Genomic DNA, 7,218 nt, shown 5'->3' on the forward strand with positions numbered 1-7,218 from the left:
CCACATTAATGCGGTCTTGGCAGTGGCATTTGCCGCTCCTCACAAAAAAAGCCCCACTCGGCCTACGCCGAATGGGGCTCTGCCCTGCAACCCCGCCTTACGCGACGTTCATGGTCTTGTGCGTCTCAATCAAATGCGCCACCACACTCGGGTCCGCCAGGGTGGAGATATCCCCCAACCCGTCATACTCAGCGGTCGCAATTTTGCGCAGGATGCGGCGCATGATTTTCCCCGAACGGGTCTTCGGCAAGCCCGGCGCCCACTGGATCACATCCGGCGACGCAATCGGCCCGATCTCTTTGCGCACCCAGTTTTTCAGCTCCAGGCGCAGCGCTTCATTCGGCTCTTCACCGTTTTTCAGCGTGACGTACACATAGATGCCCTGCCCCTTGATGTCGTGGGGCACACCCACCACCGCCGCTTCCGCGACTTTCGGGTGGGCAACCATGGCGCTTTCAATCTCGGCAGTGCCCATGCGGTGGCCGGACACGTTGAGCACGTCGTCCACCCGGCCGGTGATCCAGTAGTAGCCATCCTCGTCACGGCGCGCGCCGTCACCAGTGAAGTACATGCCACGGAAGGTCTTGAAGTAGGTGTCTACAAAGCGGTCATGGTCACCGTACAGCGTACGGGCCTGGCCCGGCCACGAATCGAGAATCACCAGGTTGCCCTCGGCGACACCTTCAATCAGGTTGCCCAGGTTATCCACCAACGCCGGTACCACGCCAAAGAAGGGGCGCGCCGCCGAACCCGGCTTCAGCGCGTGAGCGCCCGGCAGCGGGCTCATCATGTTGCCGCCGGTCTCGGTCTGCCACCAGGTGTCCACGATCGGGCAACGGGATTGGCCGACGTTTTTGTAGTACCAGTCCCACGCTTCCGGGTTAATCGGCTCACCCACCGAACCCAGCAGACGCAGGCTGCTGCCATCGGCGCCTTCCACGGCGGCCTTGCCGGAAGCCATCATGGCGCGGATGGCGGTCGGTGCGGTGTAGAGGATGTTGACCTGATGCTTGTCGACGATCTTTGCCACCCGGGTGATGTCCGGGTAGTTCGGCACGCCTTCGAACATCAGCGTGGTCGCGCCGTTGGCCAGTGGGCCATAGACGATATAGGTGTGGCCGGTGACCCAGCCGACGTCGGCGGTGCACCAGTAGATTTCGCCCGGGCGGTAGTCGAACACGCGCTCGTGGGTCAGGGCTGCGTACAGCAGGTAACCGCCGGTGGTGTGCTGCACGCCCTTCGGCTTGCCGGTGGAGCCTGAGGTGTAAAGGATGAACAGCGCTTCTTCGGCGCCCATCTCTTTCGGCGCACACACGGTGCCCGCGACTTTCATCAGGTCTTCGTACCAGATGTCGCGATGCTGGTTCCACTTGATGTTGCCGCCGGTGCGCTTGCACACGATGACTTTCTGGATGCTGCTGGTTTCCGGGTTGGTCAGGGCGTCGTCGACGTTGGCCTTCAGGGAGATTTTCTTGCCGGCACGAAGGCCTTCGTCGGCGGTGATCACCACCTTGGATTTGCAGTCGATGATCCGGCCAGCCAGGGCTTCTGGCGAGAACCCGCCAAACACCACCGAGTGAATCGCACCGATCCGGGCACAGGCCAGCATGGCGACCGCAGCTTCGGGAATCATCGGCATATAGATAGTCACCACGTCGCCGCGGTGCACATCCTGGCCACGCAGGGCGTTGGCGAACTTGCAGACTTCTTCATGCAGCTCGCGGTAGGTGATGGTGCGGCTTTCAGCCGGGTCGTCGCCTTCCCAGATGATTGCCGCCTGGTCGCCGCGCTCGGCGAGGTGACGGTCCAGGCAGTTGTAGGAAACGTTGAGGGTGCCGTCGGCAAACCACTTGATGTCGACATGGTGATCGTCGAAGGAAGTCTGCTTCACCGTGGTGAAAGGCTTGATCCAGTCAAGGCGCTTGGCTTGCTCGCGCCAGAAACCGTCGGGGTTGACCACCGACTGCTGGTACATGGCCTTGTAGGTCGCCTCATCGGTCAGCGTGTTGGCTGCTACTTCGGGGCGAACGGGGTACAGAGAAGCCGCACTCATCTTTCTTACCTCGGTGACATAGTTGTTGTTGTATGGCCCTGTTGTAGCCGGGCCGGGCCTATAGAACCATTCGACGATGGTAGTAACAAGCCCCTACAAATTGCCCACCTATACCCCGGCAGCGCTCTGGCCCGCGGCCCGTGGCGCTTTGCAGGTTTCTGAAAAAACCTTCATTTCGGGATTGTTACAAAAACCGCCAATAGTGTTTATCAAAAGCACGGGTATATGAATTAAACCCGTGCGCCTAAAATCAACCTCGCCATCAAGGCACCGTGATTAACAACGCAACAGCCCCCACAAAGGCAACGTTAATCCGAACTTCCCAATCAAGTTACACACGTGGCCTCACAAGGGCCCCGTGACCCCTTTCGACCGCCAAAAGGTAAACAGTCAAATGAAAGCGTTATTAGTTATGGCCCTTAGCAGCTTGTGCGCCACCGCCGCCCTGGCCGACGAAGCCCCGACTGAAGTAGCCAGCCAGAGCACTCCCGTCGTTGAAGATTACACCTACAGCACGCACTTGGACGTTGCGAAAGTATTGTCCATGAGTGAAGTTCCGGATGTATGCGAAGTTGTACCGGTAAAAATGGAATATGAAGACTCACAAGGCCAGCGTCACATTCTGAAGTACCAGGTCATGGGCAATGGTTGCTCTAACGGCTGATAAGTTCGTTAGTTGCCATTAACTCAGATCTTATTCGCCGCAAGAAATCGTTCTTGCGGCAAAGAGCCGGCTTCTCCCCCCACCGCTTGAATCGAATGCTACGATTGTGGCGCCGCCACCTCACCTGCACGGCAGGATGCATTCATGCGAGCCAGTTTCGAAAAAATCCCAACCGAGGCGAACACCTCCTGGACCCTGCTGAACAGGCGTCTACCGGAGGCGATTCCGTTTGAATGGCATCACCACCCCGAATACGAACTGACCCTCACCCTCAACAGCCGCGGGCACCGCTATATCAGCAACGATGTGGCGCTGTACGACGATGGCGACCTGGTGCTGGTGGGCCCGAACGTGCCCCACAGCTGGTCTTCCGCCGAGTTGATCGACCCCGCCAAACCGCACATTGCCTTGGTCATCTGGTTTTCGGAGGACTGGGCGGATTCGCTGGTGCAGTTGTTTCCGGAGATGGGGTCGACGCGCGCGCTATTAACTGCAGCGCGGCAGGCAATGAGCTTCAGCGATGCCACATCACGGGCGCTGCGCCCGGTGATCGAAGCCATGGTCGAGCAAGACGCCTCCCAGCGGCTGATCTCGTTGCTCACTGTGCTCAACACCTTGTCCCGGGACATCGCGGCGCAGCCGATTGCGATAGAAGTTGCGACGCCTCACATCACTGAAGACGCACGCATCCGCCGCGTCCTGGACCACTTGCACGGCCACTATGCGCAACCTGTGGGCATTCCCGAATTGGCACAAATGGCCTGCGTCAGCGTCTCCGCCTTCCACCGAATGTTCCGCAAACACACACGCTGCACGGCACTGGACTACATCGTTCGGCTGCGTATCGGACACGCCTGCGCGCTGTTGATGCAGGGCAACCTGGCGGTCAGCGCAATTTCCGAACAGGTGGGTTATGCATCCCAGGCGTTGTTCAATCGGCAGTTCAAGGCGCACAAGGGTATGACGCCTTCACACTTTCGGGCCCAGCACGGGCATCACTTTCAATAAGCCGATTCTTCTATACGCCTTACAACAAACGCCACAATCGTACTGCTCAACGCTCCAAATCAAGCTGCCGCCCAGGCGGGTCGGGGTGATTCCATACCTGTATGCACAACAACAATACAGGTCACCCCATGAGCAACTACCACGCCTTCGAATGTGCCGAGCTGCCGGACGACTACAAGCGCAGCATCGTCGCCATGAAAAAAGCCCTGCGCGCGCAAATCGGCGACGTGCCCGCGCTGTTTGCCGAGGTCAGCGAGTTTATCTGCGGTGAAATCGCCTCGATCAGGGCAACGACCGCCTGGCCCGAGCTCGACTTTGAGACCATCGCCAACGGCCGGGTCACCGAAGAACAACGAGCCCTCATCAAACGCCGGGGCTGCCTGGTGATCCGCAACCACTTCCCCCGGCAGCAAGTGCTCGGCTGGGACAAAAGCCTGCTGGACTACCTCGACCACAACCATTTCGACGACGTGTACCGCGGCCCGGCCGACAACTTCTTCGGCAACCTCGAAGCCTCGCGCCCGGAAATATTCCCCATTTATTGGTCCGACGCCCAGATGCAGGTGCGCCAACACGAACGCATGGGCGCCGCACAGTCATTCCTCAACCGCCTGTGGACCACCCACTCCCAGGGTCGGCAATGGTTCGACCCGGACGTCAACGCGCTGTACCCCGACCGCGTGCGCCGCCGCCCACCCGGCACCACCTCCAAAGGGCTTGGCCCGCACACCGACTCGGGCGCCCTGGAGCGCTGGCTGCACCCCGCCTACCTCAAGGTGTTCGACAAGATCTACCGCAACGACTTCAAGTCCTACGACCCCTGGGACGCCGCACATCGCACTGAAGTCGATGAATACGCCTACAAGGACACGGTGAAATGCTCGGCCTTCCGCACCTTCCAGGGCTGGACCGCGCTGTGCGACATGCAGGCCGACCAGGGCGTGCTGCATACCTTGCCGATCCCCAAGGCCATGGCCTACCTGCTGCTGCGCCCGTTGCTGGACGACGTCCCCGAAGATGAGTTGTGCGGCGTTGCGCCGGGCAAAGTGCTGCCGATTTCAGAGAAATGGCACCCGCTGCTGGTCCAGGGCATGACCCCGATTCCGGATGTGCAGGCCGGCGATTCGGTGTGGTGGCACTGCGACGTGATCCACAGCGTCGCCCCCGTCGAAAACCAACAAGGCTGGGGCAACGTGATGTACGTGCCCGCCGCGCCCATGTGCCCGAAAAACCGGCGGTACGCCAAGGATGTGCTCAGGGCGTTCGAGCAAGGGGCCTCGCCGGATGACTTTGCCCGCGAGGACTACGAGAAAGACTGGAAAGACCGCTTTATGACGCCACAACTGAATGCCCTTGGCCGTAAAGGACTGGGACTGGAATAAGCACCGCTCCCCATAACAACAAAAAGAGTAATCCCACATGAACATCACCCATCGCCTTGCCGTTGCCCTCTCCCTCGCCAGCCTCTGCACGTTCGCCGCCCACGCAGCGGACAGTAAAGGCACCGTTGAAGTCGTCCACTACTGGACCTCGGGCGGGGAAGCCAAGTCTGTGCAAGTGCTGCAACAACTGATCGAAAAAGACGGCTTCACCTGGCAAAACAGCGCCGTGGCGGGGGGTGGTGGCGCTGCCGCCATGACCGTCCTCAAGAGCCGCGCAGTCTCCGGCAACCCGCCCTCTGCCGCGCAGATCAAGGCACCGGACATTCAGGAGTGGGGCAACCTGGGTCTGCTGACCAGCATCGACAACGTCGCCAAGGCCAACCAATGGGACAGCCTGCTGCCAGAAAGCATTGCGCAACTGATGAAATTCGACGGCCACTACGTCGCCGTGCCGCTCAACATCCACCGCATCAACTGGTTATGGATCAACCCCGAGGTGCTCAAGAAAGCCGGCGTGCCCAAAGCCCCGGCAACCCTGGAAGAACTCTACGCCGCCGGCGACAAACTCAAGGCCGCCGGCTTCGTCGCCATTGCCCACGGCGGCCAACCCTGGCAGGACACCACCGTATTTGAAGGCCTGGTGCTCAGCATCCTGGGGGCCGACGGCTTCAAGAAAGCCTTTATCGACAACGACGAAGCGACCTTCACCGGCCCTGAAATGACCGAAGTCTTTGTCGCGCTGCGCAAGTTGAAGACCTACATGGACCCCAATGGCGCAGGCCAGGACTGGAATATGGAAACCGCCAAAGTCATCAATGGCCAGGCCGGCATGCAAATCATGGGGGACTGGGCCAAGAGTGAGTGGACCGCGGCGGGTAAAAAAGCCGGGGCCGATTATGAATGCGTGCCCTTCCCCGGCTCACAAGGCATTTATAGCTACACCATCGACTCACTGGCCATGTTCAAACCGTCCAGCAAAAACGATACGCCAGGCAACAACGCGGCTCGGGACGACTTGGCCAAGATCGCCCTGGAGCCGCAGTTCCAGACGGTGTTCAACCAGAACAAAGGCTCCATCCCGGTGATCAAGGGCCTGGACATGAGCCAGTTCGACAGCTGTGCCCAGGCTTCCGCCAAGGACTTCGCCGAAGCCGAAAAAGCCGGCACGCTGGAGCCGAGCATGGCCTTCAACATGTCCACGTCCCAGGCGGTGCAAGGTGCGGTGTTTGATGTGGTCAGCAACTTCATGAGCAATAAAGACGCGGACCCCGCCAAGGCTGGCAAGCAGATGTTTGCCAGCATCAAAGCCGCAGCCCAGTAACACCCCGCGACCCTTTCTTGCGCCAAACGGCGCAAGAACCTCCTGGCCGAATCTGCCCCAGTTCGGCGCACTGAAACAAACGCCTACCGCCCGTCAAAAAAATCCAAGCCAGGCAAAGCCTTGTAAACCCGGACCTTGGCTGCAAACACCACCATTTTGGCCGCTCACCGAGACCATCCGCCGCAACACAACGCCGAATTTTTCCCTATAATGCGCGGGTAAATCGGGCCTGCAATATCCCTTTACACTGGGATGAAGAGCCAGACCTGAGGCCCCGCTGGAGCTCGCAAGCATTGCTCCGCCCCTCAAGCCTCAAGCAGAACACCCGTAACCCTGATTCCGTTTAATGCGTGCGCTAGCTGCAACAAACGATTCCTTAAGATCCACCGCGGCCTTTGGGCCGTGTGAACACCCAACCATCCGGTTTCACACGGGCACCTTAGAGCCCTCACGCAGGAGACGACACGTCATGCTGAGCTGGGACGAGTTCGACAAAGAAGAAGACGGCGAAGTAGTTGCCAAAGGCGCCAACGCCGGCCACGCCACCGAAGCCAACATGGACCGCCTCGACGGTGCCGGCGCTGCTGCCGCCATCGAAGCCCGCGCCGTCACCGCCAACGACTCCGCCGCCATCGTGCGCGCCAAGGCCGCCCTCGACAAACTCGACGTCGCCGAAGGCCTCGCCGAGCTCGAAGGCTCCGCCGCCCGCGTCGCCGTTGACGAAAAGCGCATGATCAACTGCCGCGCCGACCTCAACCAACTCGTGCCCTTCAAGTACGACTGGGCCTGG

General features: G+C 60.2%; 5 protein-coding genes and 1 pseudogene. 5 read left to right on the forward strand and 1 reads right to left on the reverse strand.

Going from position 1 to position 7,218, the window contains the following annotated elements; all coding sequences use genetic code 11:
- Positions 1–97 precede the first annotated feature (97 nt).
- A complete protein-coding gene (acs, locus tag HX855_RS14250) occupies positions 98–2,053 on the reverse strand; it encodes an acetate--CoA ligase (protein ID WP_177083683.1) in 1,956 nt (651 codons plus the stop codon).
- Between the two features lie 394 nt (positions 2,054–2,447).
- On the opposite strand from acs, the gene HX855_RS14255 reads away from it, so the two are divergent.
- The 5 genes and pseudogenes from HX855_RS14255 to HX855_RS14275 all read left to right on the forward strand — a co-directional run.
- Entirely contained in the window at positions 2,448–2,717 is a 270-nt protein-coding gene (locus tag HX855_RS14255) for a DUF2790 domain-containing protein (protein ID WP_177083682.1), read from the forward strand.
- A 144-nt stretch (positions 2,718–2,861) separates the two neighbouring features.
- Positions 2,862–3,725: an AraC family transcriptional regulator gene (locus tag HX855_RS14260; RefSeq protein WP_177083681.1), complete on the forward strand. Its 864-nt coding sequence runs from the start codon at positions 2,862–2,864 to the stop codon at positions 3,723–3,725.
- Between the two features lie 128 nt (positions 3,726–3,853).
- Entirely contained in the window at positions 3,854–5,107 is a 1,254-nt protein-coding gene (locus HX855_RS14265; RefSeq protein WP_177083679.1) for a DUF1479 domain-containing protein, read from the forward strand.
- Between the two features lie 37 nt (positions 5,108–5,144).
- On the forward strand, positions 5,145–6,428 hold the full coding sequence (locus tag HX855_RS14270; protein WP_177083677.1) for an ABC transporter substrate-binding protein: 1,284 nt from the start codon (positions 5,145–5,147) through the stop codon (positions 6,426–6,428).
- A gap of 469 nt (positions 6,429–6,897) precedes the next feature.
- A pseudogene (locus HX855_RS14275) lies at positions 6,898–7,218 on the forward strand (ribonucleotide-diphosphate reductase subunit beta); the annotation flags it as partial.

Source organism: Pseudomonas sp. IPO3778 (assembly GCF_013386825.1).
In the GTDB taxonomy this organism is placed as follows: Bacteria; Pseudomonadota; Gammaproteobacteria; order Pseudomonadales; family Pseudomonadaceae; genus Aquipseudomonas.